The following is a 26,741-nucleotide window of genomic DNA, read 5'->3' as shown; positions in this document are numbered from 1 at the left end:
ATATCATCCCTGTGCTTTATTCATTTATAATTTATACAAAATCTTATTAATAAATATCTATTTCAATATTAAACTGCAACACTTAATTTTGGTACAAATGTTTCATAATGAATATGACTTTGATCAACATCTAATGCTTTTAATACTTCAATAACTGATTGTATGAATTTAGCACCACCACAAACATAAATCTCTGTATTTTCACTTATATATTTTTCTAAGTATTCTTTAGTTAAATAGCCATTTTTTTCGCGATCATAAAGTTCATATTTTGCTTTGTCTGATTTTTGACTAATATTTTCTAAATATGAAGTGAATGGTGTATCGTTGACATCTCCAGTTACTTGAATAAATTGAGCATTGCTATCTTTAACAATCACTTCATTAAACATTGAAACTAATGGCGTAACACCGATACCCGCACCAATAAATAATTGAGGGTTTTCAGGATTTGCAACCGCAAATGGACCTACAGGTGCTGATAAATTAATTTTGTCTCCTTCGTTTAATTCATCATGCAATATAGTTGAAACTTCACCTTCATGGTCAGTTGTCACATCACGTTTAACAGCAAATGTTAAGCGCTCTTTTTCTCCAGATACAATTGAATAATGTCGTTTTGCACGATAAGGTATTTTTTCACTACTTACATCCACAGTGATGTATTCACCAGGTGTAAATTGACTTAAATCATAGTCAGTAGATTTAACTGTGAAAGCTTTGATATCTGAAGATAATTGTTCGATTTTTTCGATTTCAAAAGGTTGGAAACCTTCCCAAAGCATACTAGCATAGATATCTTTTTCAACTTGAATAAACACATCTGCGATTTCTTGATAAGCTTTCTTCCAAGTTTGGATAATTGGATGATCATCTTCTAGTCCTACTACTGCCTTAATTGCTTCTATTAAATTTTCTCCAACAATGTCATAACCTGCTGGCGGAACTTCTAATGCACAATGTTTATAAGCGATTTCTTTAACTACAGGCATGATGTTGCCTAAATTATCAATATTAACAGCTGCTGCTAAAACACTTTGTGCTAATGCAGTTGATTGAAATCCTTTTTGTTGGTTCGTTTGGTTAAACATATTTTTTAATTCTGGATGTTGATTAAACATTCTATTGTAAAAATATGATGTTATTTCAGTGCCTTTCTCTTGTAATACAGGTACCGTTTCTTTGATAATGCCTTTTTCTTTTTCATTTAACATGAAAGTCACTCCCATTTAGTTAAATATTTCAAACCTTTTCCAAGTTCATTCTATTCCAATTTGCAAAATTTTTAAATCAATTGTAATTAAATTCACAAATTGTTCATTTTACATAATCTTAATATATATTTTTCTTCTTATTATTTAAATTCTTAAAATAATACGATATATTAGGACTATAGTATGATGTTTATTTTCAGCATATATTGTATAGTTTAATTAAATTACTCAATGACTTTATTTTTTTAACGGAGGTTAACTTAATGAATAAACTAATCCAGTCACTTTCAGCGCTAGGCGTCTCCGCAACTCTAGTTACCCCCAACTTAAGTGCAGAAGCAACAACTAATCACTCCCCTGAGCTTAGAGGTGTGAATGATATCGTAATCGAAAAAGGCCAAAATTATAATCTACTAAATGGAATTAGTGCTTATGATAAAGAAGATGGTGATTTAACACATAAGATCACTGTAGATGGTCATGTTGATACTTCTAAAGTAGGCAAATATAAAGTGAAATATAATGTCATTGATTCAGATGGTGCAGAAGAAACTTCAACTCGATACATAGAAGTTAAATAATATGACAAATTTTTGAGATGAGATGAATAATCTCATCTTTTTTTGTGTCAAAAAACCTTGAAAACACTGAAAATGATAACGTTTCTCAACTATATGCGTATTTCACTTAAATTTGTCATTTTTCACAGAATAGACACATAATTTTAACAAATCTTACATTCCCCGTCATTCCTATTGTTTCTAGTTGTTTCCTATATATAATTATAATTTTTTTCGGATAAGTACTTGTAAATATTGCGTAATAAACTAAAATTAATGATAAGCCCTACATTTGTAGTATTAGGAGGTCAAAAAAGTGTCAAAATTTAAGTCTTTGCTTCTAATGTTCGGCACGCTAATTTTACTTAGTGGTTGTTCGAATGTTGAAGTATTTAATGCAAAAGGGCCAGTAGCAAGTAGTCAGAAGTTCTTGATTATCTATTCAATCATCTTCATGCTTGTTATTGTTGCTGTTGTACTTACCATGTTCGCTATTTTTATTTTCAAGTATAGCTACAATAAAAACAGCGAAACTGGTAAGATGCACCACAATTCTTTAATTGAAACAATTTGGTTTGTGGTACCTATCATTATCGTAATTGCTTTATCTATTCCAACAGTTAAAACTTTATACGATTATGAGAAACCACCAGAAAGTAAAGAAGATCCAATGGTTGTATACGCAGTAAGTGCTGGATACAAATGGTTCTTCGCTTATCCAGAACAAAAAGTTGAAACTGTTAATACTTTAACTATTCCTAAAAATCGTCCTGTAGTATTCAAATTACAATCTATGGATACGATGACAAGTTTCTGGATTCCTCAATTAGGTGGTCAAAAATATGCCATGACTGGCATGACAATGAATTGGACTTTACAAGCCGATGAAACAGGTACTTTCAGAGGACGTAACTCAAACTTTAATGGTGAAGGTTTCTCTCGCCAAACGTTTAAAGTTCACTCTGTAGACCAAAGTGAATTCGATTCTTGGGTTAAAGATGCTAAGAGCAAGAAAACACTTAGCCAAGATGAGTTTGATAAACAACTCTTACCAAGTACACCTAATAAAGAATTGACATTCAGTGGTACGCATATGGCATTCGTTGACCCTGCAGCTGATCCAGAGTACATCTTCTACGCTTACAAACGTTACAACTATGTTCAAAAAGATCCTAACTTTGTAGCTGAGAAAGACTTGTACAAAGATGTTACTGATAAACCACAAAAACCAGCTCGTAAGGTTCAAATCACTAACGCTAACTATAAGCGTCATGGTATGAAACCTATGATTCTTGGTAACAATGATCCTTATGATAATGAATTCAAGAAAGAAGAAGATCATAACTCTAAGGAAATGGAAAAAATCAGTAAAAGTGCAAAAGACGAAAATGCGTCTAAATTTGGTAGCAAAGCAGACAATGATCATGGAGGTGGACATTAATGAATTTTCCATGGGATCAATTGCTCGTTAAAGGTAACTGGATGATTACAATGGCACAAATTGGTGCGCCATTCCTAGTTATTGGTTTAATCGCAGTAATTACTTACTTCAAGTTATGGAAATATCTTTACAAAGAATGGTTCACATCCGTAGACCATAAAAAAATCGGTTTAATGTACTTAATTTGTGCCGTACTTATGTTCGTTCGTGGTGGTATTGATGCATTACTATTACGTACTCAATTAACAATTCCAGATAATACTTTCTTGGAATCAAATCACTATAACGAAATCTTCAGTACGCACGGCGTTATCATGATTATCTTTATGGCTATGCCATTCGTATTTGGTTTATGGAACGTAGTCGTTCCACTACAAATTGGGGCTCGTGATGTGGCGTTCCCAGTTATGAATAACATTAGTTTCTGGTTATTCTTCGTTGGTATGATTTTATTCAACCTTTCATTCATTATTGGTGGTTCACCAGCAGCTGGTTGGACAAACTATGCACCATTAGCTGGTGAATTTAGTCCAGGCCCAGGTGTTAACTATTACCTAGTCGCAATTCAGATTTCAGGTATTGGTACTTTAATGACTGGTATTAACTTCTTCGTAACAATACTTAGATGTAAAACACCAACAATGAAATTCATGCAAATGCCAATGTTTACTGTAACAACATTTATTACGACTTTAATCGTAATTCTTGCGTTCCCAGTATTCACAGTTGTACTTGCATTAATGACTTTTGACCGTGTATTTGGAACTGCATTCTTTACAGTTGCCGATGGCGGTATGCCAATGTTATGGGCAAACTTCTTCTGGGTATGGGGGCACCCTGAGGTTTATATCGTTATCTTGCCTGCATTTGGTATTTATTCAGAAATTATTCCAACATTTGCTCGTAAACGTTTATTCGGACACCAAAGTATGGTGTGGGCAACTGCTGGTATCGCATTCTTAAGTTTCTTAGTTTGGGTTCACCATTTCTTCACAATGGGTAATGGTGCTTTAATCAACTCATTCTTCTCAATCTCAACAATGTTAATCGGTGTACCAACCGGAGTTAAATTATTTAACTGGTTATTAACATTATATAAAGGACGTATTACGTTCGAGTCACCTATGCTATTCTCATTAGCCTTCATCCCTAACTTCTTATTAGGTGGGGTTACAGGTGTAATGTTAGCGATGGCATCAGCTGACTATCAATACCATAATACTTATTTCTTAGTAGCTCACTTCCACTATACATTGGTTACTGGTGTTGTATTTGCCTGCCTAGCTGGTTTAATCTTCTGGTATCCTAAGATGATGGGTTACAAATTAAACGAAAAATTAAACGCATGGTGCTTCTGGTTATTCATGATTGGATTTAACGTATGTTTCTTACCACAATTCATTCTTGGATTAGACGGAATGCCTCGTCGTTTATACACTTATATGCCTTCTGATGGTTGGTGGTTATTAAACGTAATCTCTACTATTGGTGCATTATTAATGGCTGTTGGTTTCCTATTCTTAGTAGTAAGCATTGTATACAGTCATATCAAAGCTCCACGTGAAGCTACTGGAGATAACTGGGATGGTCTTGGACGTACTTTAGAGTGGTCTACTGCTTCTGCAATTCCACCTAAATACAACTTTGCTATCACTCCAGATTGGAATGACTATGATACATTTGTTGATATGAAAGAACATGGTCGTCATTATTTAGATAACCATAATTATAAAGACATTCATATGCCAAACAATACACACACAGGTGTAATTATGGGTATATTCATGTTATTAGGTGGTTTCTTCTTAATCTTCGAAACTGTAATCCCTGCTGCAATCTGCTTAGTAGGTATTCTTGGTTCATTAGTTTACCAAAGTTTCGTACAAGATCATGGTTATCATATCCCTGCTTCTGAAGTTGCTGAAAATGAAGCTCGCTTAAGAGAAGCTCGTATTAAAGAAAGGGAGGCTGTAGGTCATGAGTCATGATACAAATACTGTTGATTCACGTACGCACGAAGGTCAATTAAATAAACTTGGCTTCTGGATTTTCCTTACAGCCGAATTCTCATTATTCGGTACCTTGTTCGCAACGTTATTAACGTTGCAACATGGTGGCGATTATGCTGGCAAAATGACAACAGAATTATTCGAGTTACCGCTTGTATTAATTATGACGTTTGCCTTATTAATTAGTTCTTACACATGTGGTATTTCAATTTATTACATGCGTAAAGAAAAACAAAACTTAATGATGTTCTGGATGATTCTTACTGTCCTTTTAGGTCTAGTGTTCGTTGGATTCGAAATTTACGAATTTGCTCACTATGTTTCTGAAGGCGTAACACCACAAATTGGATCTTATTGGTCTAGTTTCTTCATCCTATTAGGTACACACGGTGCTCACGTATCATTAGGTATTGGTTGGATCATTTGTTTATTAATTCAAGTGGCTACACGTGGTCTTAATAAATATAATGCTCCTAAATTATTCATTGTAAGTTTATACTGGCACTTCTTAGATGTTGTTTGGATCTTCATCTTCACTGCCGTATATATGATAGGGATGGTGTATAGCGGATGAATACAATCGTAAAACATACAGTCGGCTTTATTGCCTCAATCGTCTTGACGTTATTAGCAGTTTTCGTAACTCTATACACAAACATGACATTCCATGCTAAAACAACAATCATCTTTGGCTTTGCTTTTATTCAAGCTGCAGTTCAATTATTAATGTTCATGCACTTAACTGAAGGAAAAGATGGTCAAGTACAATCGTTCAAAGTTATCTTTGCGATTATCATCACATTAGTGACTGTTATTGGTACGTATTGGGTTATGCAAGGTGGACATTCTCACCACTTATAATTTAATATTTATCTCACACAAAGAACCTGTTATGAAACTCGTCAGAGTTTCAAACAGGTTCTTTCTTTATGCTTTCATATCATACCTGATTTAAGTTATCTTTAATTTAAATCATTTATTGTGAAGGAGATGCATTTGAATAATGACTTTACCTATAATCATAGATACTGATCCAGGAATTGATGATGCTGCTGCATTGAGTGTTGCCCTATTACATCCATTCTTCGATGTAAAAATGATTTCCACAGTCAATGGAAATGTCAGTATAGAAAAAACGACTGCTAATGCTCTGAAATTAAAAGCTTTCTTCAATAGTGACGTACCTGTTCACAGAGGTTCTGCAAAACCGTTAATTAATAAAGCAATAGATGCAAGCCAAGTTCATGGAGAAAGTGGTATGGATGGATACGACTTCCCATCTATATCAAATGACCAATTAGCTTCTACTAACTCAATATCTGCAATGAGGGAGATACTTTTACATTCAGACACCCCTATTACGCTTATAGCGTTAGGTCCACTTACGAATATTGCTCTATTGATAAGTACGTTTCCTGAAGTTAAAGATCATATTAGAGAAATTGTCTTAATGGGAGGAAGTTCAGGACGAGGTAATGTAACGCCACTTGCAGAGTTTAATATCTATAGTGATCCTGAATCAGCACATATTGTATTTGAGAGTGACCTTCCCATTACTATGATTGGACTTGATTTAGCACGACAATCGCTGTTAACTCATGACTATTTAGCATCATTTGAGCATTTGAGTAGAACAAGTGCAATGCTCTATCAAATCTTTCAACATTATAGAGAGAATGACTTCGCTAAAGGGTTAAAATTATATGATGTCTTCACTGTATTATATTTACTTGATCCTGAAAGCTATGAAACGATACTAGCTAGTGTACGAATTGAATTACATGGGACATTGACCAAGGGAGCTACAGTTGTTGATTACGACTCCCACTATCCAAATTGTAAAATTGTTACTTCAAGTATAAATAAGAACTACTGTTCAATATTTAAAGACACAATTAAATAATTCATTTAAATTAAAAAAGCTATAACAAAATGCATTTTTATTACATTTCGTTATAGCTCTCTTTATTTGGTTTCATAAATATTTTGACCGAGTAATTGATAATAAATATGAGAAATAATTGACTCATTTGACACTTTAGAATAATCAACTTTATTCGTAGCCAGTACAATAATATAATCTTCATTAAAATATACCGTGAATATTTGACCGAAAAACACACCATTAATTCGATTGACTTGAGGAGTCGAATAGAATCCATATCTATAAGATTCTGGATATTTAGTGCTTCCAATTTCTTGGAGTAAAGATGTTGTAACTGCTTGATTGAAAATATTATTTTGCTGTAAATCATTAACTAATCTAGCCATATCATGTGTAGACATAAATAAATTTCCTGCACCATAATATTGATCTAATGTATTAGGTTTCATCGTTTTTAGTTTCTCATTTTTCACTTTATATCCAGTAGCCATATTCTTTTTATAAGGCTTTTCATTAAAGAAAGCACTATGCTCTAAATGATAGGGTTCTGCTAAGAATTTATAATAATTTTCCACATAAGAATGATGCGTTACTGCTTCTATAACTTGCGCAAGAACTAGATAGTTAGCATCGTTATATAAATGCTTATGATAATATTTACTATTAATCCCTCTTCTTTGAATATCATGAACTGCCCCATCTAAACTCTTTGTATTAGGATTAGCACTAAATTTATATAAACCACTTCTATGTAACATTAAATCTTTCAAGGTAATAGTTTTATTTGTCTTAAACCAAGGCAAATACTTAGTAACAGGGTCATTAATATTAATTTTGTTTGATAATTCTAAGTGCTTGAGTATTAAGCCAGTAGTGAATTTTTGAGCTGATCCAATTAAATACATCGTATTTGCATTGCTTTTTTTCTTACTGCTAATATTTTGATAACCATAACCTTTATCAAGCATTAATTTTCCATCTTTTAAAACTGTAATTGATCCATTGAAATGGACATTTTTTAAATACGTATTAATTTGTTCAATATTATCATCTTTTGCTTGAACCGTTTTGAGCTTATCGACTGTTTTGTGGTTTTTATCACGATGTTCTATATAAGCCTTATTATCATTAACATTGTTATATTCACTGTCCTTGATACTATATTTAGTAACTTTAATGACGAATAATATAATGAGAAGTATTAAAACAATTAATACTAAAATAAAAGCTATAATTTTTAATTTGTTATTTTTCATGGGGTCCCTCTTACGTCTAATTATAGAAGTATATCTAAATTAAAACCTATTCTATCTAAATCATTTTTTATTCGTTTAATATTTTATATTATATAACACAACACCATTGAATTCATCTCTTTAATCATACACCTATAATTTTTTATTACATCGTACTTTAGTATGATAAAGTATTATCTAATATTGCTTTATCATCTTTTGTAAATTCTATTTTAATAATGTAAATTTTGTATTAAACTTAAAGTTGTAATTCTCTCCAAAAAGTAATACAATTTAAGGCTATGAGAGTATACATTATATATAATTGCACCATCCTTACAACTTTGAATACAAGCAAAAAATAAAAAATATAAATTTATTTTTGATTTTATACTTCATGTTAAATAAAAATATAACGATTTTTATTTTTCAAATCATAAAATCTCTTATAAAAGATAATATGTATAGGAGCAAATGCTATGAACCGATTTTTAAAATATTTTATGATGCTACTTACATTAGTACTAATCGTTGTTCCTGTAATTTTTATCATCAATTTGTATAAAACTTCTGAAAGTGCAATGCAAGCCTCATACGATAAATCTGATTCGAAGCGTCAATCAAACATACGTGAAGGAAAAGTAAATCCTTCTAAAGATGCTGTTTCAATCTTATTTTTAGGAATTGATGATAATGAAGGTCGTCGTAAAAATGGCCAAACTACAGAACATTCAAGAACGGATTCTATGATTCTTTCTACCTTCAGTCCTGAAAAGCGTCAAATACGATTACTTAGTATCCCACGTGATACGATTAGTTATATACCAAAAGTTGGTTATTACGATAAGATAACTCACGCACATGCTTACGGAGGACCTGTAGCAGCTATGGATTCTGTCGAGGCGACATTAAACGTTCCTGTTGATTACTATGTTCGAGTAAATATGGATGCCTTCGTTGAGGCTGTTGATGAACTTGGCGGTATTTATTATGACGTCCCTTACGACTTAAATGAGCCTAATACAGACGATAGCGGTAGAATTAAAATTAAAAAAGGCTATCAAAAACTTAATGGTGATGAAGCGCTAGCCGTTGCAAGAACACGACATCATGATTCTGATTTAAAACGTGGCGAAAGACAAATGGATTTAATTAAATTATTATTCCAAAAAGCTAAGAGCCTTGATTCATATGACAAATTAGATGATTTAGTACAAATAGTTGGGAAAAATGCGAAACATAATTTAACTTCTTCTGAAATCAAATCTCTAGCATCTATGTACTTATCTGACGACATTGAATTTAAAAAATCTCAACTTAAAGGTAAAGATGATTACTTACAAAATATTTACTATTATAATCCGAGCGTAAGTAGTATTATGAAATATTCAAATATATTGCGTTCTGATTTAGGACTATCTAAAATAACAGATAAGGATGAATTCTTAGATCAACGCGTTATTAAACATTACGGTACACTTATACCACTTACACCTCTTGATCAGTCTTTATTGAAAAACAATCAAAAAGATTCATCTTCTTCTGATGATAACAACGATGATTCAACAAATTCAGATAACAATAATAATATACAATCATCTGAAGAAAATAGTTCAAACTCAAATGAAGGTATTGACCAAAGTAGTCAAGGTAGTACTCAAAGTGATAACTACAATCAGACAAATAGTTCTAATTCATTCAATAACAATCAAGATCAAATGAATCAAATTTACTAATTGAGAGGAGCACAAACTATGTCACGTAAAACATATGAAAAAGCTGCTAACATTAATGGTATGTTTAATGTTTTAGAGCAACAAATTATTCATAGCAAAGACATGGCATTATTTAGAAGTGAATTCTTTTACGTTAATCATGAACATCGTGAAAATTATGAAGCATTATTAGTCTACTATGGTGAAAATTCTGTTAATCCAATTGTAAATGGTGCTTGCTACATTCTTGCTTTGCCAGAAATCTTCAATAAAGTAGATGTTTTTGAATCAGATTTACCGTTCTCATGGGTTTATGATGAAAATGGTATTACTGAGACAATGCAAAGTATTAGCGTTCCTCTTCAATATCTTATTGCGGCAGCATTAGAAGTTACTGATGTAACATTATTTAAACCTTCAGGCTTTACAATGGGAATGAATAATTGGAATATTGCTCAAATGAGAATATTTTGGCAGTACAGTGCGATTGTTCGCCAAGAAGCCTTATAATCAAATAATTTCCACTCCTTTTTACAAATTTGTTGTAAAAAGGAGTTTTTTTATATCTTTAAATCATATAGAATAACTTTATACTTTTATAAATTTAATTTTTGCAACTTTTAATAATTACATATATGGGGGGGTAAGATGTTTGAAATAGTAAAAAACAAAGATATGTTATCAGAATGCTTTTATATTAGAAGAGAAGTATTTGTGAAAGAACAAGGTGTTCCCTTGGAAAATGAATTAGATTCATTTGAGGAAGAATCTATACATATTATTGGCTACGACAAAAATCATGTACCTTTTGCATGTGCGAGATTTAGACCTTATAACAACGCAGCAAAAGTAGAAAGAGTTGCTATTTTAAAACCTTACAGAAAAGATGGATATGGCAAAACAATGATGCACGCTATTGAACGTTTTGCAAAAGATAAAGGATACAATCAATTAGTTTTAAATGCTCAAGTACAAGCTCAAGGCTTTTATGAGAAACTAGGTTATATTCAAACTGGCCCAGTTTTTATTGAGGAAAATATCGATCATATAAAAATGTATAAGAATATTTAAACTATTTATATTCTAAATTCATAGAGTGCATGTAATTAATTAAATAAACTATCTCATTTTTTTAATAGTAGCTTAAACTAATGTATTTTAAATTATCATTGCTTAGCAATATCGTCCTTAGTAAAACCATAATTTGTTCACTATTTGTAAGAAAGTATTAAAGTTAGTTTACAAATAAGTTAAATCAAATCATAGTCAAAATTTTAATACTATAATAGCATTGTAATAATAAAAATAATGAGGAGTAACAATATGAAAAAAAAGTTTAATTTAAAATTTCCTTCGATGATTGCGATCACATTATTTGGTGCTGCATTTACTTCACAACATGCACATGCAGCTGAAGCGAATCAAAATTCGAATAATACAAATAATGTTATTGATGATCAACAAAATATAGAAAATGCTGAGCAAGCTAAAAAAGAAGTAACTAATTCAGCTCAAAATGTATCAGGGGTACAAACGTATCAAAACCCTTCTGATGTTAAAGCATCTGTTGCTACAGTAAGCAAAACGTATGATGCTAAATTAGATAATTTAGCGACAACACAACAGACTTCACAAGATCAACAAAGTACGCAAAATCAAAGTACTGCTAACACAAGCGCTACTAATTCAAATAGTGAGCTAGCTAAGGTTCAAGATAACGAGCAAGAAGTTTCAACTTCAAATAAATCTGATCAAACAACTAATATTAATAACACACATAGTAATACTGATGCTAATAAGCAAACATTGCAAGCTTCTAAAAACGCTTTATCATCATCTCAAGTTCAGTCAAATGATGATACGTCTGCTAATAGTAATCAAAACACTACACAATATGTTAATAATCAAATTGATGAAAGTAGCTCTAACTCACAACAAGAGAATAGTCTAACTTCATCAAATAAGAATCAATTGAATTCATCATCTGTTACTCCATCACAATCTAATCAAGTGGCTCAGTCTAACAACCAAATAGAGTCTAAGCAAAGCAGTGATAAGAAAGTAAGTACTTATAGTAATAATGATAATAATGCAACTCAAGTAAACGTAGATCAAGCTAAAACATCACAAGAAGCTAATACTAAGAATGCATCAGCATCAAAAACAACTCAAACATCTACAAGTAACAGTACACAATCAGGTTATTCTGGATTTAGATCTGTTGGTGGCAAAGGTGGTCCTGCTACTTCAGTAAAAACAGTTAAACGTTATGCAGCTAAAGCAACTACATCATCTTTACCGAAATATAAACCACAAGTAAGTTCATCAATCAACAATTATATTCGTTCGAATAACTTACAAGCACCTAAAATCGAAGAAAACTATTCATCTTATTTCCCTAAATATGGATATCGTAATGGTGTTGGCAAACCTGAAGGTATTGTAGTTCATGATACAGCTAATGATAACTCAACAATCGATGGCGAAATTAATTACATGAAAAACAATTACAATTCAGCTTTCGTTCATGCATTTGTAGACGGTAACCGTATTATAGAAACTGCCCCTACTGACTACTTATCATGGGGTGCGGGTCCAAATGCTAATGGTCGTTTTATAAATGTTGAAATTGTTCATACACATGACTATGCTTCATTCGCTAAATCAATGAATAACTATGCAGATTATGCTGCAACACAATTACAATATTACGGATTAACACCTAATAGTGCTGAAAATGATGGTCAAGGTACAGTTTGGACTCACTATGCAATTAGTCGATTCCTAGGTGGTACTGACCATTCTGACCCACACGCTTACCTACAAAGCCATAATTATACTTATAATGAATTATACGATTTAATTAATGAAAAATATTTAATTAAAACAGGCCAAGTAGCACCTTGGGGTACTACTTCAAGCAGTAGTAGTTCATCGAATACCAATAAAGGTGGTTCTAGTAATAGTGGTTCCACTACTACATCACCTAAATTAACTGTTAAGTCTAATAGTGGCTTAGCTCAAATTAAAACTGATAATAGTGGTGTTTACACAACAGTTTATGATGATAAAGGTAAAGCTACTAACCAAGTTCATAACACTTTATCTGTAACTAAATCTGCCACACTTGGTAAAGATAAGTATTATCTAGTATCTGACTACAATAGTGGTAAAGTTTACGGTTGGGTTAAGCAAGGAGAAACCGTTTATAATACAGTAAAATCTCCTGTAAAAGTAAACCAATCATATAATATAAAATCAGGTGCTACTCTATATACAGTGCCATGGGGTAACTATAATCAAGTAGCTGGAACTGTTTCAAAATCTAATACAGCACCATTTAAAGCAACAAAGTCTCAACAAGTTGGCAAAGCCACTTATTTATATGGGTCTTTAAATGGTAAAAATGGATGGGTTAGCCAAGCATTTCTATCTAATATAACTAAACCATCTTCTGGAAGTAAAACACCTACTGTAGATAATACTTTAAAAGTATCGAATCTTAAGAATACATTAGGTCAAGTTTCTACTAAGAATAAAGGAACGTATACAACCGTTTATGATAAAAATGTGAAAGCTAACGCAACTATTGGTGGAAAAACGTACAACATTACTAAGAAAGCTACGTTGAACAATAAAGATTATTACTTAATTTCTGATTATAACGGTAATACTTCACGTGGTTGGGTACCTGCTTCAGAAATTTCTGTTAAAACTACAACACCTAACAAAACTAATGCCACTTATTACGATATTAATGGAAATGCAAATATTTACGACACACCTTGGGGAACAGCTAAACAAGTTAAAGCTACAGTACCTTCAAGTGGTAAACAGTTAAAATCAATTGATAACCTTAAAGTTGGTAACGAAACTTACTTACACGGTGTAATCAACAATATTTGGGGTTGGATTAAATCAACTGATGTTAAACAAACACCTAAAGTAAATGCTAAATTTGCTGTAAACACTAAAGCTACTAAGCCATCTACTACATCAACTCAAACTGTGTCTAAAGTAGCTCAAGTTAATGCGAACAACAGTGGTGCACGTGCAACTGTTTATGATAAAACAGGTAAAAATGCAACTAAGTATGCTAATCGTACTTTCAACGTTTCTAAAGAAAAAACAATTGATGGTAATACTTATGTGTTACTTCAAAATACTACGACAAATACACCTTTAGGTTGGTTCAATGTTAAAGACTTGAAAGTTCAAAACTCTAGTTCTGAACAAAAAACATCAGGTACTTATAAAATTAACAACAAAAATAATGGTCTATACTCAATTGCATGGGGTACAAACCAACAACGTTTAGATAATAAAGATTTAGCTAATAAATCATTTAAAGTATCTAAATCAGTTGTTATTGGAAACACAACTTATCTATACGGTACAGTTAACGGTAAAACTGGTTGGATCGCTAAGAATGATTTAACTTCATCAAATATTTCATCAGATAATGGTGAAAAATATCAATATGAATTTATTATCAACACAACTAATGGTTATTACTATGATGACCCTAGTTCAGCTAAAGCAACTTCATTAAAAGCTTTTAATGAACAAATTTTCCAAGTTACAAATCGTAAAGTCGTTAATGGTAAAACTTGGTATTATGGTAAATTAAGTAATGGCAAATATGTATGGATTAAAGATACTGATTTGAAAAAAGAATTAGTTAAATATTCAAAATCATATAGAACATTAAATCAAGTTGTATCACTTCAACAAAATGCGTACGGGGCTCCACCACAAGTTCAAAGAAATGGTTATGGTTGGTCAAACGCAACTTATAGTGAAATTAAAAATGCTATGAATACAGAAAAATTAGCTAAAGATGATACGCTTAAATACCAATTCTTACGCTTAGATCGCCCGCAAAATCTTTCTGTAGCAAGTTTAAATCAATTACTTAAAGGTAAAGGTGTTCTTGAAAATCAAGGTCAAGCATTCAGTCAAGCTGCTGCTACTTCAGGTATCAATGAAATTTACTTAATTGCACATGCATTAATTGAAACTGGTAATGGTCAATCTCAATTAGCTAAAGGTGCAAACATCGTAAATAATTATGTTACAACTAAAAGTGCTACAAAATATCATAATGTATTTGGTATAGCTGCTTTTGACGCTAATCCACTATACAATGGTATTAATTATGCTAAGCAAGCTGGTTGGAATTCAGTATCTAAAGCGATTATTGGTGGTGCTAAATTTATAGGTAAAGACTATATTAAAGCAGGCCAAAACACGCTATATAAAATGCGTTGGAATCCAGACCACCCTGCTACACACCAATATGCAACTGATATTAATTGGGCTAATGCTAACGCTCAATATTTAAAACAACTTTATAATGAAATTAAAGCTGTTGGTAAATATTTTGATATCTCAAGCTATAGTAAATAAATAACTATATTCACTAATAAATTGAATGAGACATAAAATTCTCATTTGAATTACCAAGATTCTAGGACATTAAGTTCTTGGACAAATTAAAAAGACAATTTCTATTGATAATCTATAGAAATTGTCTTTTTATAATTATTTTAATTATATATGTTGCTAGTTCGTACAATTTTAAATATTGAATTAAAAGTTATATTCTTTATGCCCATTTTACTATACTAAAAAAGCCCTATCGCTATAATGATCATTTGGATAAATTCATTAAGACAATAGGACTCATTTATTTAAATATATATATGACGACTATTTAGCTTATCTAATAGTTGATTTAAACTTTGAATTTCTTCCTTACTTAGACACTGACAACGTGCTTCTATTAACTCACATCTTGCCGTATTGATTTGTTGAATCAAATTACGAGCTTCTTCTGTTAGGTATAAGTCTTTGCAACGTAAATCTTCATGGGATTGTAGACTAGTTATATATCCTTTTTGCACTAATTTCTTAATCCATCTAGATACAATGGATTGTTCTCTACTAATCTTCATCGTTAAATCATATTGCGACAATCGATCATAACTATATAAAATTCTCAATAGTTCTAATTGATCATTTGTAATATCTGTACGTTGTCCAAAACGTCTATTAACCAAATTAAGGTCATTATTAGTTAGTGTAATAAGTTTTTCTAGTTGATTATACATTGTTGTTCTACTCCACTTTTGTAATTGATAATACTATTATACTATGATTTTTTTATATGTCATGTACTTTCAATATTTTGTCACAATACAATTCTAAATAATTCAATTTTAATTTCATTAAGTTTTAAAGCAACTCGCTAAATATATATTTAAACTATGAATCATTGATTAAATCCATTGCTATTGTTATTTATAATTAGGATTGTCCTTGTTAAGGTAATAATTACCGGCATTTAAATAACTTGCAAATGCAGACCAAAGTACGTATGGAATCTGTAATAATCCAGCCACTCGATGTATTTTAAACATTGATACTGCATTAGTAACTACTGAGATAAACAACATGATACTCTCAATGAATGCAATACCTCTTACTTTCTTTTTAAAATAAAGTATCGACCATAAATAGTTTAAAGTTAACTGCGTATAATGTGTCACTTTAATTCGAGTTGTCTTTGTTTTATTTTTAGTAGTGATTAAATAAGAAACGCCCATTAATAAATATAATATTGGCCAGACAATCGGAAATGCTTTTGTAGGTGGAGAAAATGGTGGTTTTCTAAAATTTTTGTAGTCCTGTCGTGATTCCTTTGCTATGATTCGACCGATGATACTCCCACCTACCATTGGATGTATCAGCTTAATTATGTCTTTTAATATGTTAATGTTGATCCACTCCTTTAATGTGATAACTTGCTCTTCCCTATTATGCAAATACTATTCATATTTAAATCTAATTTTCTAAAATCAAATAGAATTTACATACAAATAATAGTTATTACCCAACATTTCATCCTAAATTGTTGCATTTCAATGTTAATATATACTAAATTAAATACAGTTATTAATTAAAAAGGAGACAATCGTATGTCGATGGATACAAAAAGAGATTACTTTTTCGATAACGCGCGCGCCATCCTTATCTTTTTAGTCGTATTCGGTCATATGATTCAACCTTATACTTCTGAAAGTAAATATTTATCCGCATTATATTTGTTAATTTATAGTTTCCATATGCCATCGTTTTTATTTATCTCTGGATACTTTGCGAAACATTTAGATAAACCACATTATCTAGAGAATGTAGCTAAAAAGTTAATCGCACCTTACGCTATATTTTATGCATTCTTTTCTATCTATTATTTTGTAACTGGTAAAAGTGATGCAATTCAAATGGACCCTTTTAATCCTGTATTTGCTTTGTGGTTCTTACTTACATTATTTTGTTTCCATGTCATCCTTGTCATAGTACGTCGCTATAAAGCGTATTATGTGTTACCTGTCGCTTTGATTATTTCAATACTTGCAGGTTTTTCTGATGATATCGATGGTTATATGAGTATTTCAAGAACAATCGTATTTTTCCCGATTTTTTATGTTGGTTATTTAACAACGCGAGCGCATACTCAATTATTGAGAAATAAAAAATTAAGGCTAATTTCAATCATTGTACTTATTATATTTTTCATCGTTTACTATATACACCCAATCAATTCAGATTGGCTTTTGGGTAGTAGTCCCTATACTTCACTTGAAAATAATAATGAAGATGTGTACAGCCCATTGAAAAGACTATTGCTATACTTCGTTATCTTTGTAGCTATGTTCTCATTTCTCAATTTAATGAGTAATCATAAACGTGTTTATACTTATATAGGAAATCGCACAATGTACGTCTATTTATTACATGGTTTAGTTATAGGTATAGTTAGAGGATTGGAAATATATCCTTTTAAAGATCATATATCAGTATTCACTTACGGTTATTTAATTCTCATTTCAGTATTAATTGTATATTTACTATCGACGAACTTTGTTTGTAAATGGACGAATCCTTTAATTAATTTAAAGAAACCTTCTTCTTTTAGAGGATAATAAAAAAATTTAATACAAACGGACTTGCCAAATTATGGTGACTCAAAAATATGTTATTATAAGATTATTCTAAAAATTTTGTAGTAACATTCAAGGTTACTATAATTTGGTTTTTTGAGGTGTAAAAAATGAAATTATCTTTAAATACGAATTCCAAATTTTTAAGAGCACCAAGTATACGCCAGTTCTCCAATCGTATGAAGCACATTGATGATTGTGTAAATTTAACGATTGGTCAACCCGACTTTCCTATGCCAGATGTGGTAAAAGAGGTATACATCAATGCGATTAAAGAAGATAAAACGAGTTACTCACACAATAAGGGATTGCCGGAAACTCGACAGGCAATAAGTAATTATTTCAAAAATAAGTACGGTTTTTATTATAGTGAAGAGGAAATCATTATTACGAATGGCGCGAGTGAAGCGCTTGATACATCATTGCGAAGTATTATCGAACCTGGAGATGAGATATTAATTCCAGGACCTATTTATGCAGGCTACATTCCTTTAGTTGAAACATTAGGTGGTAAGCCTATTTATATAGATACTACAAATACAGAATTTAAAATCACTCCAGAATTAATTGCACAACATTACACTGATAAAACAAAAGCAATTTTGCTGAATTATCCTACGAATCCAACTGGTGTGATATTAGAACGTGATGAAGTAAAAGGCATTGTAAATTATTTGAAAGAAAAAGAAATTTTTATTATTAGCGATGAAATTTATGCAGAAAATACTTTCAAAGGTAGTCATGTCTCATTTGCAGAATTTGAGGAAATTCGTGATCAATTATTACTTATTGGTGGGTTAAGTAAGTCTCACTCCGCTACCGGTATTCGTATAGGCTTCTTACTAGGTCCTGAGTACCTAATTGAAAAGTTAACATTTATGCATGCATATAATTGTATATGTGCAAATGTACCGTCACAAATCGCATGTATTGCTGCACTTAATGAAGGATTAGATGCGCCTCAATACATGAACCGAGCTTATATAGAGCGTCGTAACTATTTAGTAAGTAAATTAAAAGAATTGGGCTTCGAATTGGATGCTCAACCAGAAGGTGCTTTTTATATATTCCCAAGTATTCGTAACTATACTTCTGATGATTTCGATTTCTGCGTCAAAGTGCTTGAAGAAGCACACGTAGCAATGGTTCCCGGATCATCATTCACCGATATGGGTAAAGGTTACATTCGTATCTCTTATGCATATGATATGGATGTCTTAAAAGAGGGTATGCGTCGATTAGAAAGATTCTTAAAAGCAAACTACAATAAATAACCTTAATTAAAAAAGGACACTTAAAATAGTGGTTAACTGTCAATCAGTTTATCACTATTTAAGTGTCCTAAAATTATACATTTTTATATTACCGTTACTGATTTATGGGAATTTAGGGAATTGATCGAAGTCTGGATCACGTTTTTCTTTAAACGCGTCACGACCCTCTTTAGCTTCATCAGTAGTGTAGTAAAGTAATGTAGCATCTCCTGCCATTTGTTGTAATCCAGCCAAGCCATCAGTATCCGCATTCATAGCAGCTTTTAAGAAACGTAAAGCAGTTGGAGAATGTTTCATAATTTCTTTACACCATTGAACTGTTTCATCTTCGATTTGATCTAATGGTACCACTGTATTAACTAAGCCCATGTCTAAAGCTTCTTGTGCATTATATTGACGACATAAGTACCAAATTTCACGTGCTTTTTTATGACCAACGATTCTTGCTAAGTAACCAGAACCATAACCAGCATCGAATGAACCTACTTTAGGACCTGTTTGTCCGAAAATAGCATTATCAGCAGCGATTGTTAGGTCACATACTACGTTTAATACGTTACCACCACCGATGGCATAACCTCTAACCATTGCGATAACTGGTTTAGGAATGACACGGATTAAACGCTGTAAATCTAATACATTTAAACGTGGGATTTGGTCTTCGCCTACATAGCCACCGTGTCCACGTTTCTTTTGGTCACCGCCAGAACAAAATGCTTTGTCACCTTCACCTGTTAAGATGATTACAGAAATATTTTGATCATCACGTGCACGACTAAATGCATCAATCATCTCAGCTACTGTTTTAGGTGTAAATGCATTTCTTACCTCAGGTCGATTAATCGTTACTTTAGCAATTCCTTCGTAGAATTCATATTTTATTTCATCATATTCTCTAAGTGTTTCCCACTGTCTAGTCATTTTGCTCCTCCTTTAAAAAAACTAATACTATTGTATCAAATTCCGCTTTATCTTCCACATGAATTGTATGACCTACATTTGAAAAAATATGGATTTGACTGTATTTCATACCCTTATTCATAGCTTGTCCAGTTTTTACAAATTTTTGGTCTAATTCACCAGTTAAAATAAAACAAGGTATTTGAATATTACCAATTTGTTCCCATAAATTAGGCATTTGACCAGTGCCATAATCACGCAATGCTTTTGCTAATTTATGTGGATCTTGGGATAATCGCATTTCTCTTATAGCCGACTTTTTATCTTTATCTAGTTCATATTGCGTATAAAATAATGGTAATTTTTCCCAATCATTAACGAATACCTCTAACCCAGCAATATCTAATACTTTCGCTCTTGCTGCATCTATTTGTTGACGCTCATGTCGATTATTTTCATCTTTGATTCCTGGAGAACTACTTTCAATTATCAATTTTGACAAAGAGCATTTACCGTACACCGCATAATACAAGGCCACTCTACCACCCATTGAATATCCGAGTAAAGTAATATCATAAGATTTGTATATATCTAATAACTCATCTAATTGTGTCGTAATGTATGGAAAGTCCCAAGTTACATCAATTGGTGATTGATCTTGTCCATGCCCTGGTAAATCGATTGTAAGAACATTAGCCTCCTGTGAAAAATATTGAACATCATCATTAAACGTACGACTATCACTAATAAAGCCATGTAAAAGTACTAATAACTGATTTGAATTGTTTTGTGATTGATAGAAGTTATAGTGTAACATTTAGAATACCACTCAATTTCTTATATAGAATTTGATGTTGTGACATATTGTCATCACGATTGGTTACCATTTCGTAAATATGTGAATTCACATGTGATAGCTTTTCTTGAGTGAAATCTGCCACAGTATTAAATCGTTTGAATGTAAAATCATAAAGTAATGCTGTATATTCAAAATTCAATCCAGTCGGCGTTCCAAACAAACGTTCAAAATATGCTTCAGCAGATGCTTTTTGTGGAAGATATGAGAATATACCGCCACCATCATTATTAAGTAAAACTATATTTAAATTAATATTATTAATTTTAGCCATTAAAAGACCATTCATGTCATGGTAGAATGCTAAATCGCCGATTATCAGCGTGATTTTCTTGTGTACAGCCATTCCAATTGCAGTTGATACAACTCCATCGATACCATTTGCACCGCGATTCGCATATACTTTAACTTCACTATTATAAAGTAGATTATCGATATCACGAACTGGCATACTGTTACTTACAAAAATAGCATCGTCTTTAGTTAATTTATCAATTAAAATTTTTACAAATGCCGCTTCATCTGTTGCATTTGTCATATGTTTATCGATTGTATTTCTAGCCTGTGATTCAAGTGTTCGCCACATGTTTATCCAGTCTTTTCGATCGACAGCTGCTTCTTCGATAAGATTTCTAAAGAAATCATTTGCAGATATTTCGTATGAAATACTCGGTGGCGTTGGAAATACATCTATCTTGTCATTATTCTGCACTAAAATTTGATATGCATTTGTGCGCTTAAGCCATTGATTTAATTTTTTTGAGATAACAGGTTTACCAACTCTTATTACGAAATCAACATCTATGTCGAGTCCTGCACGATAGTATAAATCATATGTCGTAATCACATTTGGATGATTATACTTACGTAATTGACTTAATGGATCTGCAAGTATAGGTATGTCATGCACGGTCGCATAAGTAAGTATTTGATCGATAGCTTGATGTTGCATATCACCAACTATTATTAACCCTTTTTTCTCTTTTAATATATGTCTGATGTCTTGAACATTAATATTTTTTTGATAATGCGGCAGCTTTTTAGAATAAGATGTTAGCCACTCTTGTCTTTCTAAGTTAGGTGTTAATGGCTCTCTAAATGGTAAATTAAAATGGATAGGACCTCTATGTGGACCATATAGATACTGACTTGCAATTTGCATTTGATAATAAATTGCGTCTAGCATGTAATCAGTACCATCTGCTACAGGCATATCAAATTGAAAATTAACATAATTTGCGAACATATTAACTTGGTTAATTGCTTGTGGTGCCCCCACACTTCTTAATTCATGTGGACGATCACTTGTTAATACAATTAAAGGTATACGACTGATTTGGCTCTCTGCAATTGCTGGTGTATAATTTGCCGCCGCAGTCCCAGAAGTACATAAAATAGCTACAGGGCGTTCGCTACCTTTTATTAAGCCTAAAGCAAAAAACGCTGCACTACGTTCATCAGGATGTATCCATGTCTTAATATTAGGATGTGCTTCAAAAGCAATGGCCAATGGCGTTGATCTTGAGCCGGGACTAATTACAACTTCACGTACTCCATAGGCATATAACTCCGAAGCAAATGTATATACTTGTTTTGTTAGTGCTTCATTATGATTCATTCTTATCCACTACTCCTAAAGCATTCATCATCGGTGAAAATTTAACTGCAGTTTCAGCCAACTCACTATCAGGGTCAGAATCTTTTACGATACCACACCCTGCAAATAACGTGGTTTGGTTTTGTTTTATTAACATTGAGCGTATTGCTACAATAAATTCACAATCATCATTCATGTCGATATAACCAACTGGTGCACCATATAAGCCTCGTGTTCCAAATTCATTTTCTTCAATAAATTTGAGTGCTTCATTTTTAGGATAGCCACCTAAAGCTGGTGTAGGATGCATTTCATCAATTAATCCTATAAAGGAATTGTTTTTCAACTGACCTTGAATTTGAGTATATAAATGATATAGATGGTCGTTTTTTAAAATATTAGGTGAATGATTATATTCAATATTATCAACATAAGGCTTTATGTCATCTAGAATACTTTTAACTACAAAATCATGTTCACCTAAATTCTTTTTATCTTTTAGAAATGCTTGTATATTTTTTTCATCTTCGTCTATGTCGTTAGATCGCTTAATCGTACCAGCTACAGCTTTTGTAGATAGAACACCGTCTTCTACTTTTAAAAGTTGTTCTGGCGTTTGTGAAAAGAATACAGATTGATTGGATTCTAAAATGAATAAATAGCTGTTTCTTTCGCTTTGTAATGCTCGATTAAGCACATAAGGTATACTAATTGGTTTATCAAATTTAATCATACGACGTCTTGCAAGAACGATTTTTTTAGTTTCATCAAGCTGAGCAATCGCATCCCTAACGAGTTCTTTCCACTCATCAACATAGATATCTTCCATTCGTAAGATATTCCCCAATGTTTCATCATGTTCAGCTTTAGCAATTTGAGTTTCTTCAAAGTAATTCACTACTTCTTTAAACTGTTCAATATCAAATTGGGCTCTTTCAACTGTATATGTCAGATAAGTAGTTTGTCCGATATTTGATATTAAAACTTGAGGTATTACAAAATGATTAATGCCAAATTCACGCCATTCATCATCAGATTTATGGCTAGAAAATTGAAATCCTCCTATGACTTTCAAATGATGCTTTTCTATATCCGGGTGTACCAATTCAATATCTTTTTTAAATTTTTCCCACTCACGAAAGATCGATTGCTTATTATCAAAGTTATTTTTGAATCTTTGAACAGCATGATAGCCGAAAAATGAAGACGCATTATCATTTAAGCGAAAATAGAAGCGATCTCCTGCCTGAGATTCTGTTAAATTGAACAATTCATCAGGTGCAAGTTCTCTATCAATTTTCACTTCAACAGATATCCAGCTTTTGTTACTTTCATATATTGACTCAATAATGTCATCTTCCTTTATATTCGCAGCCATTCATTTCACTTCTTTCATTATCTATTTTTTCTCATTACAATATTGTATCATTTTTAACTATTTATGGTGGCATAATTGCTTAATCTTCTAGAGAAATATTTCACGTTGATTGACCTTTATTTACTATTCCTTTAAAATACATATATTAAAACAATATACAATAAGAGGTAGATCAAATTATGGCAAATCAATATCAACAATATTCTACTGTTAGAAAATATTGGCATTTGATGCGACCTCATACTTTAACTGCCGCTGTTGTACCGGTTTTAGTTGGTACTGCAACTGCAAAACTTTTTTTATTAGGTAGTCAAGATAACATCAAGTTCATGTTATTTATTGCAATGTTAATCGCTTGTTTACTTATCCAAGCTGCAACAAACATGTTTAATGAATACTATGACTTTAAAAAAGGTTTAGATGATCACACATCCGTTGGTATCGGTGGTGCTATCGTAAGAAATGGTATGAGTCCAAAACTTGTCATGAATCTAGCAATTGCTTTTTATATCGTTGCTGCATTACTTGGTATCTTTTTAGCAGCGAATAGTTCATTTTGGATCATTCCAGTAGGAATCGTTTGTATGGCAATTGGCTATTTATATACAGGTGGCCCAATGCCAATTTCTTGGACACCTTTTGGTGAACTGTTTTCTGGTTTATTCATGGGTATGATTATTATTTTATTAGCGTTCTTCATACAAACTGGCAATATCAATAGCTTTGTGGTTTGGATTAGTATTCCAATAGTAATTACAATTGGTCTAATTAACATGGCTAATAATATACGCGACAGAGTCAAAGACCAAGCGAGTGGACGTAAAACTCTACCTATTTTATTAGGTAAACGCGCTTCAATTACATTTATGGCAGTTATGTATATCATTGCATACGTTTTCGTTGTCTATACTGCATTATTTGTAGATGGTGGTTCACTATTTTATCTACTTGTATTGTTATCATTCCCTATGCCAGTTAAAGCTATTCGTCGTTTCAAAAAGAATGATATACCTGCAAGTATGATGCCAGCTATGGCTGCAACTGGAAAAACAAACACAATTTTTGGTGTATTATACGCTTTAGGTATTTATATTAGTGCTTTATTAGGTGGAATTTAATATATTATTAGACAGATTTTAAATATTCACTAGTAAGATAATACGGGGTGAGGCAATGAAACTAATTAGAGTTTCTGTCTCCTCCGTTTTATTTTTACCTATTTTGAATAAACCATATGTAAATATTGATGGTCATACAATTCTATATCCTCAGTCCATTTAAAACCTAAGCGTTCGTATAATTTCTTAGCTCTAGGATTATCATAGTCACAACTTAAGCTCCACTTTCTATCTGGGTATGTAGATATTAAATAGTTAAATAATTTAGTTGCAATACCCTGTCCTCTATATTCCGAGAATGTTGCAACAGCCTCAATGTACCATTCATCATCTTTAGATTCTTTCAAAGGTAATGGCGTACCTAGTGCTTTTATGTCTTCTTCCAACGGTAATTTATTCCATGCTGCTTCTAACTCTAATTCTTTATCACCCTTATATGCTATGATGCATCCCGCAACATGATTGTCTTGCTCATATACCCAAATGTTATTATAATTCGTTCTATAATTAATATTGACTATACTTTCTTCAATTGCATGAATAACACGTTCTTTAGTGATTTCTTGTACAATATCTAGTTCCATATCATGCCAAATGATATAACATAATTCCGCTATTTGCTTACTGTCGCTCGGACGTGCTTTTCTGATCAATTTACCGTTCTCCTCTCCATAAGTTTTTGTTAACTATATTATATAAAATTTACAAATAATAATAAATTAATTGCAGTAAATTGAAACATATTAATTGTGATTATAATCATTTTTTCAATCACCTTAGTAATATTTGATTTAATTTTTGAAATGCTTAAAATATGAGATTAAGGAGGCAACAAAGTTATGAGAGTTAATAAAACATTATATGTATTATGTTCTTTATTTCTGGGTGGTGTCGGCATTCATAAATTTTACGCAGACAAAGTGTGGCAAGGCGTGCTTCATTTAGTGTTCTTTTGGACTACTATTCCAACCATTATTTCAATTATCCATGGTATTATCATAATCTTTACAACTAAAGCTGATCAAAATGGCTATATATTTATACCAAATAACCGCCATCCAAAAATTTAATCAGTAATTTTAGAAATTATCTTTAATAATGTGTAGAACGGGTAAACTCAAATAAACATAAAAAAGGAGTAAGCTAGTATGAATATTATCAAACGCGTACTTAGAATTGTTATAACAGGATATTTAGTAAAATGGATTCGTAATAAAATTGAGGGAAAATCAAACGGTGGTCAAAAATAAAATGTAAAAAGGTCTATTCGCTAACTTTGATTTAAGTAGTGAATAGACCTTTTATAATGAGTTACAGGATCCTAATTTACTCATTGAGAAATGCCTCCAGATTTTTATATTCAGTGGTATAGTTGATAAATTCTTCCTCGTTCTTATTAATCAACGCTTCATCAATCAATTTCATTAACTGTTTCTTTCGTCCCTGACGAAGTGCCTCTTCAATGACTAGCTCAACGCCTAAATCATTAACTGTCGTTACAAAATCTTCTAGTGTCGTATTCTTGACATTCGTGTTGTGATTCATTGTAATCA

At 31.9% G+C, this 26,741-nt stretch carries 25 protein-coding genes; 15 read left to right on the top strand and 10 right to left on the bottom strand.

Annotation, left to right across the window (positions count from 1 at the left end; translation table 11 throughout):
* Positions 1-68 precede the first annotated feature (68 nt).
* A complete protein-coding gene (locus AC1RRU_RS04090; RefSeq protein WP_037557890.1) occupies positions 69-1,214 on the bottom strand; it encodes a globin domain-containing protein in 1,146 nt (381 codons plus the stop codon).
* 263 nt (positions 1,215-1,477) lie between these two features.
* On the opposite strand from AC1RRU_RS04090, the gene AC1RRU_RS04085 reads away from it, so the two are divergent.
* The 6 genes from AC1RRU_RS04085 to rihC all read left to right on the top strand — a co-directional run bounded on the left by AC1RRU_RS04085 (position 1,478) and on the right by rihC (position 7,127).
* A complete protein-coding gene (locus tag AC1RRU_RS04085) occupies positions 1,478-1,795 on the top strand; it encodes a DUF5011 domain-containing protein (RefSeq protein WP_011276172.1) in 318 nt (105 codons plus the stop codon).
* A gap of 295 nt (positions 1,796-2,090) precedes the next feature.
* On the top strand, positions 2,091-3,215 hold the full coding sequence (gene qoxA / locus AC1RRU_RS04080) for a cytochrome aa3 quinol oxidase subunit II (protein ID WP_053023327.1): 1,125 nt from the start codon (positions 2,091-2,093) through the stop codon (positions 3,213-3,215).
* On the top strand, positions 3,215-5,203 hold the full coding sequence (gene qoxB, locus AC1RRU_RS04075) for a cytochrome aa3 quinol oxidase subunit I (RefSeq protein WP_011276174.1): 1,989 nt from the start codon (positions 3,215-3,217) through the stop codon (positions 5,201-5,203). Before qoxA ends, qoxB begins: the two co-directional genes overlap by 1 nt.
* Positions 5,193-5,798, top strand: coding sequence for a cytochrome aa3 quinol oxidase subunit III (qoxC, locus tag AC1RRU_RS04070; RefSeq protein ID WP_011276175.1), 606 nt, complete (start codon positions 5,193-5,195; stop codon positions 5,796-5,798). The genes qoxB and qoxC overlap by 11 nt, the downstream gene beginning before the upstream one ends.
* Positions 5,795-6,085 carry a cytochrome aa3 quinol oxidase subunit IV gene (qoxD, locus tag AC1RRU_RS04065; protein WP_011276176.1) on the top strand — a complete coding sequence of 97 codons (291 nt, stop codon included), beginning with the start codon at positions 5,795-5,797 and terminating at the stop codon, positions 6,083-6,085. The genes qoxC and qoxD overlap by 4 nt, the downstream gene beginning before the upstream one ends.
* 142 nt (positions 6,086-6,227) lie before the next feature.
* Positions 6,228-7,127 (top strand): ribonucleoside hydrolase RihC, encoded by a 900-nt coding sequence (rihC, locus tag AC1RRU_RS04060; protein ID WP_016931375.1) that lies wholly within the window; start codon positions 6,228-6,230, stop codon positions 7,125-7,127.
* A gap of 62 nt (positions 7,128-7,189) precedes the next feature.
* On the opposite strand, the gene AC1RRU_RS04055 is transcribed toward rihC, so the two are convergent.
* Entirely contained in the window at positions 7,190-8,365 is a 1,176-nt protein-coding gene (locus AC1RRU_RS04055) for a serine hydrolase domain-containing protein (RefSeq protein ID WP_053023326.1), read from the bottom strand.
* Between the two features lie 458 nt (positions 8,366-8,823).
* On the opposite strand from AC1RRU_RS04055, the gene AC1RRU_RS04050 reads away from it, so the two are divergent.
* From AC1RRU_RS04050 to AC1RRU_RS04035, 4 genes are all read left to right on the top strand, one after another.
* On the top strand, positions 8,824-10,080 hold the full coding sequence (locus AC1RRU_RS04050) for an LCP family protein (RefSeq protein WP_011276179.1): 1,257 nt from the start codon (positions 8,824-8,826) through the stop codon (positions 10,078-10,080).
* A gap of 18 nt (positions 10,081-10,098) precedes the next feature.
* Entirely contained in the window at positions 10,099-10,569 is a 471-nt protein-coding gene (locus AC1RRU_RS04045; protein ID WP_011276180.1) for a DUF2538 family protein, read from the top strand.
* Between the two features lie 138 nt (positions 10,570-10,707).
* Positions 10,708-11,130, top strand: a complete 423-nt coding sequence (locus AC1RRU_RS04040) for a GNAT family N-acetyltransferase (protein WP_011276181.1) — start codon at positions 10,708-10,710, stop codon at positions 11,128-11,130.
* A gap of 252 nt (positions 11,131-11,382) precedes the next feature.
* The gene (locus tag AC1RRU_RS04035; RefSeq protein ID WP_049426423.1) at positions 11,383-15,468 is read left to right on the top strand and encodes a GW dipeptide domain-containing protein; all 4,086 of its coding nucleotides are present in this window, start codon (positions 11,383-11,385) and stop codon (positions 15,466-15,468) included.
* A gap of 284 nt (positions 15,469-15,752) precedes the next feature.
* Here AC1RRU_RS04035 and AC1RRU_RS04030 read toward each other — a convergent pair whose 3' ends face one another.
* Both AC1RRU_RS04030 and AC1RRU_RS04025 read right to left on the bottom strand, forming a co-directional pair.
* On the bottom strand, positions 15,753-16,172 hold the full coding sequence (locus AC1RRU_RS04030) for a MarR family transcriptional regulator (protein WP_011276183.1): 420 nt from the start codon (positions 16,170-16,172) through the stop codon (positions 15,753-15,755).
* Positions 16,173-16,358: 186 nt separating this feature from the next.
* Complete coding sequence (locus tag AC1RRU_RS04025; protein ID WP_227489852.1) at positions 16,359-16,799, bottom strand: TspO/MBR family protein; 441 nt, start codon at positions 16,797-16,799, stop codon at positions 16,359-16,361.
* Positions 16,800-17,039: 240 nt separating this feature from the next.
* Here AC1RRU_RS04025 and AC1RRU_RS04020 point away from each other — a divergent pair, with 240 nt between their 5' ends.
* Positions 17,040-18,047, top strand: coding sequence for an acyltransferase family protein (locus AC1RRU_RS04020; protein ID WP_011276185.1), 1,008 nt, complete (start codon positions 17,040-17,042; stop codon positions 18,045-18,047).
* 128 nt (positions 18,048-18,175) lie between these two features.
* Entirely contained in the window at positions 18,176-19,339 is a 1,164-nt protein-coding gene (locus tag AC1RRU_RS04015) for an aminotransferase class I/II-fold pyridoxal phosphate-dependent enzyme (protein ID WP_048668057.1), read from the top strand.
* A 102-nt stretch (positions 19,340-19,441) separates the two neighbouring features.
* Here the strand turns inward: AC1RRU_RS04015 and menB are convergent, their stop codons facing one another.
* From menB to AC1RRU_RS03995, 4 genes are read right to left on the bottom strand one after another with little or no spacing between them, the layout of a single operon-like run.
* Positions 19,442-20,260: a 1,4-dihydroxy-2-naphthoyl-CoA synthase gene (gene menB, locus AC1RRU_RS04010; RefSeq protein ID WP_011276187.1), complete on the bottom strand. Its 819-nt coding sequence runs from the start codon at positions 20,258-20,260 to the stop codon at positions 19,442-19,444.
* A complete protein-coding gene (gene menH / locus AC1RRU_RS04005) occupies positions 20,253-21,056 on the bottom strand; it encodes a 2-succinyl-6-hydroxy-2,4-cyclohexadiene-1-carboxylate synthase (RefSeq protein ID WP_011276188.1) in 804 nt (267 codons plus the stop codon). Before menH ends, menB begins: the two co-directional genes overlap by 8 nt.
* Positions 21,043-22,713: a 2-succinyl-5-enolpyruvyl-6-hydroxy-3-cyclohexene-1-carboxylic-acid synthase gene (gene menD / locus AC1RRU_RS04000; RefSeq protein WP_053023325.1), complete on the bottom strand. Its 1,671-nt coding sequence runs from the start codon at positions 22,711-22,713 to the stop codon at positions 21,043-21,045. Before menD ends, menH begins: the two co-directional genes overlap by 14 nt.
* On the bottom strand, positions 22,703-24,070 hold the full coding sequence (locus AC1RRU_RS03995) for an isochorismate synthase (protein ID WP_053023324.1): 1,368 nt from the start codon (positions 24,068-24,070) through the stop codon (positions 22,703-22,705). Before AC1RRU_RS03995 ends, menD begins: the two co-directional genes overlap by 11 nt.
* A gap of 179 nt (positions 24,071-24,249) precedes the next feature.
* Between AC1RRU_RS03995 and AC1RRU_RS03990 the strand changes: the two genes are divergently transcribed.
* Positions 24,250-25,188, top strand: a complete 939-nt coding sequence (locus tag AC1RRU_RS03990) for a 1,4-dihydroxy-2-naphthoate polyprenyltransferase (protein ID WP_011276191.1) — start codon at positions 24,250-24,252, stop codon at positions 25,186-25,188.
* A gap of 98 nt (positions 25,189-25,286) precedes the next feature.
* Here AC1RRU_RS03990 and AC1RRU_RS03985 read toward each other — a convergent pair whose 3' ends face one another.
* Positions 25,287-25,841: a GNAT family N-acetyltransferase gene (locus AC1RRU_RS03985; RefSeq protein WP_011276192.1), complete on the bottom strand. Its 555-nt coding sequence runs from the start codon at positions 25,839-25,841 to the stop codon at positions 25,287-25,289.
* A 186-nt stretch (positions 25,842-26,027) separates the two neighbouring features.
* Here AC1RRU_RS03985 and AC1RRU_RS03980 point away from each other — a divergent pair, with 186 nt between their 5' ends.
* Both AC1RRU_RS03980 and AC1RRU_RS03975 read left to right on the top strand, forming a co-directional pair.
* Entirely contained in the window at positions 26,028-26,258 is a 231-nt protein-coding gene (locus AC1RRU_RS03980) for an NINE protein (protein WP_011276193.1), read from the top strand.
* Positions 26,259-26,336: 78 nt separating this feature from the next.
* On the top strand, positions 26,337-26,438 hold the full coding sequence (locus AC1RRU_RS03975) for an SAR1012 family small protein (protein WP_011276194.1): 102 nt from the start codon (positions 26,337-26,339) through the stop codon (positions 26,436-26,438).
* 76 nt (positions 26,439-26,514) lie between these two features.
* Here the strand turns inward: AC1RRU_RS03975 and AC1RRU_RS03970 are convergent, their stop codons facing one another.
* Complete coding sequence (locus tag AC1RRU_RS03970) at positions 26,515-26,733, bottom strand: IDEAL domain-containing protein (protein ID WP_011276195.1); 219 nt, start codon at positions 26,731-26,733, stop codon at positions 26,515-26,517.
* Between the last annotated feature and the right edge of the window lie 8 nt (positions 26,734-26,741).

It is taken from the genome of Staphylococcus sp. GW821-FHT11H10, from assembly GCF_058807855.1.
The sequence above is the reverse complement of the archived record's forward strand: the minus strand, read 5'-3'. Positions and strand labels throughout refer to the sequence as shown.

Excerpts from the sequence above, each read along its gene's own strand:
- AC1RRU_RS03995 (WP_053023324.1), bottom strand. The coding sequence starts at position 24,070 with ATGGCTGCGAATATAAAGGAAGATGACATTATTGAGTCAATATATGAA.
- AC1RRU_RS04015 (WP_048668057.1), top strand. The coding sequence starts at position 18,176 with ATGAAATTATCTTTAAATACGAATTCCAAATTTTTAAGAGCACCAAGT.
- AC1RRU_RS04030 (WP_011276183.1), bottom strand. The coding sequence starts at position 16,172 with ATGTATAATCAACTAGAAAAACTTATTACACTAACTAATAATGACCTT.
- AC1RRU_RS04045 (WP_011276180.1), top strand. The coding sequence starts at position 10,099 with ATGTCACGTAAAACATATGAAAAAGCTGCTAACATTAATGGTATGTTT.
- AC1RRU_RS03975 (WP_011276194.1), top strand. The coding sequence starts at position 26,337 with ATGAATATTATCAAACGCGTACTTAGAATTGTTATAACAGGATATTTA.
- AC1RRU_RS04025 (WP_227489852.1), bottom strand. The coding sequence starts at position 16,799 with ATGGTAGGTGGGAGTATCATCGGTCGAATCATAGCAAAGGAATCACGA.
- AC1RRU_RS03980 (WP_011276193.1), top strand. The coding sequence starts at position 26,028 with ATGAGAGTTAATAAAACATTATATGTATTATGTTCTTTATTTCTGGGT.
- qoxB (WP_011276174.1), top strand. The coding sequence starts at position 3,215 with ATGAATTTTCCATGGGATCAATTGCTCGTTAAAGGTAACTGGATGATT.
- AC1RRU_RS04055 (WP_053023326.1), bottom strand. The coding sequence starts at position 8,365 with ATGAAAAATAACAAATTAAAAATTATAGCTTTTATTTTAGTATTAATT.
- AC1RRU_RS04035 (WP_049426423.1), top strand. The coding sequence starts at position 11,383 with ATGAAAAAAAAGTTTAATTTAAAATTTCCTTCGATGATTGCGATCACA.
- AC1RRU_RS04090 (WP_037557890.1), bottom strand. The coding sequence starts at position 1,214 with ATGTTAAATGAAAAAGAAAAAGGCATTATCAAAGAAACGGTACCTGTA.
- menB (WP_011276187.1), bottom strand. The coding sequence starts at position 20,260 with ATGACTAGACAGTGGGAAACACTTAGAGAATATGATGAAATAAAATAT.
- menH (WP_011276188.1), bottom strand. The coding sequence starts at position 21,056 with ATGTTACACTATAACTTCTATCAATCACAAAACAATTCAAATCAGTTA.
- qoxD (WP_011276176.1), top strand. The coding sequence starts at position 5,795 with ATGAATACAATCGTAAAACATACAGTCGGCTTTATTGCCTCAATCGTC.
- AC1RRU_RS04020 (WP_011276185.1), top strand. The coding sequence starts at position 17,040 with ATGTCGATGGATACAAAAAGAGATTACTTTTTCGATAACGCGCGCGCC.
- AC1RRU_RS03970 (WP_011276195.1), bottom strand. The coding sequence starts at position 26,733 with ATGAATCACAACACGAATGTCAAGAATACGACACTAGAAGATTTTGTA.
- qoxC (WP_011276175.1), top strand. The coding sequence starts at position 5,193 with ATGAGTCATGATACAAATACTGTTGATTCACGTACGCACGAAGGTCAA.
- AC1RRU_RS04040 (WP_011276181.1), top strand. The coding sequence starts at position 10,708 with ATGTTTGAAATAGTAAAAAACAAAGATATGTTATCAGAATGCTTTTAT.
- AC1RRU_RS04050 (WP_011276179.1), top strand. The coding sequence starts at position 8,824 with ATGAACCGATTTTTAAAATATTTTATGATGCTACTTACATTAGTACTA.
- rihC (WP_016931375.1), top strand. The coding sequence starts at position 6,228 with ATGACTTTACCTATAATCATAGATACTGATCCAGGAATTGATGATGCT.
- menD (WP_053023325.1), bottom strand. The coding sequence starts at position 22,713 with ATGAATCATAATGAAGCACTAACAAAACAAGTATATACATTTGCTTCG.
- AC1RRU_RS03990 (WP_011276191.1), top strand. The coding sequence starts at position 24,250 with ATGGCAAATCAATATCAACAATATTCTACTGTTAGAAAATATTGGCAT.
- AC1RRU_RS04085 (WP_011276172.1), top strand. The coding sequence starts at position 1,478 with ATGAATAAACTAATCCAGTCACTTTCAGCGCTAGGCGTCTCCGCAACT.